Raw genomic sequence first — 3,079 nt, 5'->3', positions numbered from 1 at the left:
GGAAATTCTGATACAATCTTGGATAAATCAGTTGTTATTTTGGCAATACTTGTTACATTTGTAATAACACTTTTTATATTCCTGTTTTCAAGAAAAATCTACAATTTTCTGGGATACACCGGAATGCTGGTTTTTACAAGAATAATGGGGTTATTACTGGCAGCTATTGCGATTGATTTTGTTACTACCGGTATACTCAATATCGTTCAGAATTATGGTTTTTGAGTATAGTTATATTTTTATTTGCAAAATATTGAATAGAGCAGGATGTATGTATTATTAAGGAGAAAAAGCATTATGGTTTAGAATAAATACTAATAATATTAGTTGCGGGTAGTTGGCCTTATTGCAGGAATTTTAATAATATGGAGTGCTAATATATCTTTAAGTTCAAAGGTGTTTATTATTTATGGAACCAGAAAGTGAAATCAAAATGGATGAAGATGAATTGTTCGAAAAGATCACATCAGGGGAAGTGTCGCTTAGAAAAATTGAAAAATATACTGATGCAAATTCGGCTGTTAAACTGCGCAGAAAGGCGATAGAAAAAACGTCTAATGTTTCTTTTGAATACATACAAAACCATAATATCGATGCTGAAAAGGTAACAAAGAAAAATATCGAGAATATGATAGGGGCAGTGCAGATTCCTCTTGGAATTGCAGGTCCTTTAAAAGTTAAAGGCGAATACGCAGATGGAGATTATTATGTTCCACTTGCAACTACCGAAGGTGCACTTGTTGCAAGTGTTAACAGAGGTTGTTCGGTAATAACCCGTTCTAACGGTGCAGATGTAAGAATATTCCAGGATGTGATGACCAGAGCTCCTGCATTCAAAGTTGAGAATGTAGTAAGAGCACAGGAATTTGTGGAATGGATTAAAAAACCCGAGACATTGAAACATATGCAGGATAAGATAAGTGAGATTACCAGTCACGGTGAACTGATAGATATCGACCCCTATGTACTGGGCAACACTGTATATCTGAGGTTTTCCTATGATACAAAGGATGCCATGGGTATGAACATGGTTACAATCGCTACAAATACACTTGTTGACCTTATAGAAGACGAATTCGGTGCTGACCCGATATCATTGTCTGGTAATATGTGTACGGATAAAAAACCAGCAGCTCTTAACAGTATTCAGGGAAGGGGTAAAACTGTTGTTGCAGAAATTGAAATTCCGAAAAAAGTTGTGGAAGACCGACTGAAATCTACACCTGAAGAAATGGCAGATGTAAATTATAGAAAAAATCTACTGGGTTCAGCGCGTGCTGGTTCACTTGGATACAATGCACATGCTGCAAATGTTATCGTTGCAACGAATATTGCCTGTGGACAGGACCCTGCACATGTGGTTGAGGGTAGTAACGTAATCACAACTATGGAAGTGACCAAATATGGAGACCTCTACTGTTCAGTAACGCTTCCATCATTGTTAGTAGGAACTGTAGGCGGTGGTACAGGTATCGGCACCCAGAAAGACTGTCTGAATTTGCTCGGTGTAGCAGGTTCAGGTCATCCGCCTGGAGCGAATGCTAAAAAAATGGCAGAAATACTGGCATCTGCTGTATTGGCCGGTGAAATTTCGCTTATAGGTGCACAGGCTGCCGGACATCTTGCTCGTGCGCATGCAGAACTTGGACGCGGGAGTTTTTAAACTCCACTTACAACCATTTTTTCTTCTTAAAATAGACTAACATGGACATGCTGGCAGAAAGCATAATTATCCATAATAGCGGGTAACTCCATTTCCAGTCGAGTTCTGGCATATATTCAAAATTCATTCCATAGACACCCGCTATAAATGTCAGTGGTATAAATGTAGTGGCTATAATCGTTAGTACTTTCATCACTTCATTCATTCGATTACTGATGCTTGAAAGATATAGATCAAGCATACTTGTAAGCATATCCCTATATATATCCAGACTTTCAATGATTTGAATTATATGATCATAGACATCCTTTAAAAATAAATCAGTGGATTCAAAAACAAAGAGAGTATCGCTTCTACTAAGAGAATTTATAACTTCTCTCAGAGGCCAGACTGATTTGCGCAAGAAAATAACATCCCGTTTTAAATCATGTATTTTCTGTAAAGTTTCTGTTGTGGGTTCGTCGGATAATTCATCTTCGACTGACTCTATTCTTTCACCAATGTTCTCCAAAACAACAAAATAGTGGTCAACAATTGAATCTATAAGTAAATATGTAAGATAATCGGATTTCATCTTTCTGATACGACCTTTGTTGTTTCTGATCCGGTCTCTTACATAGTTAAATACATCTCCTTCCTTTTCCTGGAAGGAAATGACAAAATTAGATCCAATGATTAAACTGACCTGTTCTGTATTAATTTCATTTTCCTGGTTATTAAATGTAAGCATCTTCAATACGATGTAGATATAGGTTCCAAAATCTTCTGTTTTCGGGCGCTGGCCAGTGTTTAAAATATCTTCCAAAATTAAGGAATGAAAACCGAAATGTTCCCCGATTTTTTCTATCACTTCCACCTCATGAAGCCCATCAATATTTATCCAGGTTACAGTTGACTTATCTTTAAATGGAAAACATTCCTCAACATTTTTAATCTCTTTTTCCTGAAAGTTTTTTTCATCGTAATCCATCACAGAGATTTTAACTTCTTCAGTTGCTTTTTCACCTACGTGGACAAGGCTTCCCGGGGGAAGACCCACTTTTTTTGACATTCTTTTAAATATCTGTGGCATATTTCCACCACTTTATATGTCAATTCTAAGATAACTATGTTATTAAGTTTTGCAAACCCACTTGAACAATAAAGCAAATAGTCTAATAAATAATAAAAAATAATAGGTATATACTATCATAAAAAAATATTACGAAAGTGGGGCAACAGGGGTACGTGAAAGCCAACGGTTTCTAACCGTCTCCTTAAATCAAAGATTAAAGGATATCTTAAAACTTCGTTTAAAGAGTGATGAAACAACCCCGTTGGTCATTGATTTTTCACCATAATTTTTTTATTATATCAGCCCGTATCTTTTAACAGAGGCGATGATATTTGATACTGACTTATAAAATCAAACATGAT

Annotated in this window: 3 protein-coding genes; 2 read left to right on the top strand and 1 reads right to left on the bottom strand. The window is 36.1% G+C overall.

Annotation, left to right across the window (positions count from 1 at the left end):
* A partial coding sequence (locus ACLFMM_RS09625; protein ID WP_410808515.1) for a MarC family protein occupies window positions 1–225 on the top strand: 225 nt, incomplete at its 5' end.
* Between the two features lie 184 nt (window positions 226–409).
* Complete coding sequence (gene hmgA / locus ACLFMM_RS09620; protein WP_410808514.1) at window positions 410–1,663, top strand: hydroxymethylglutaryl-CoA reductase (NADPH); 1,254 nt, start codon at window positions 410–412, stop codon at window positions 1,661–1,663.
* Between the two features lie 7 nt (window positions 1,664–1,670).
* On the opposite strand, the gene corA is transcribed toward hmgA, so the two are convergent.
* The gene (corA, locus tag ACLFMM_RS09615; protein ID WP_410808513.1) at window positions 1,671–2,735 is read right to left on the bottom strand and encodes a magnesium/cobalt transporter CorA; all 1,065 of its coding nucleotides are present in this window, start codon (window positions 2,733–2,735) and stop codon (window positions 1,671–1,673) included.
* Window positions 2,736–3,079: the final 344 nt, after the last annotated feature.

Origin of the sequence: Methanohalobium sp. (assembly GCF_046546175.1) — an archaeon.
GTDB lineage: Archaea > Halobacteriota > Methanosarcinia > Methanosarcinales > Methanosarcinaceae > Methanohalobium.
Note: the sequence above shows the minus strand (reverse complement) of the source record. Positions and strands in the feature narration are given on the sequence as shown.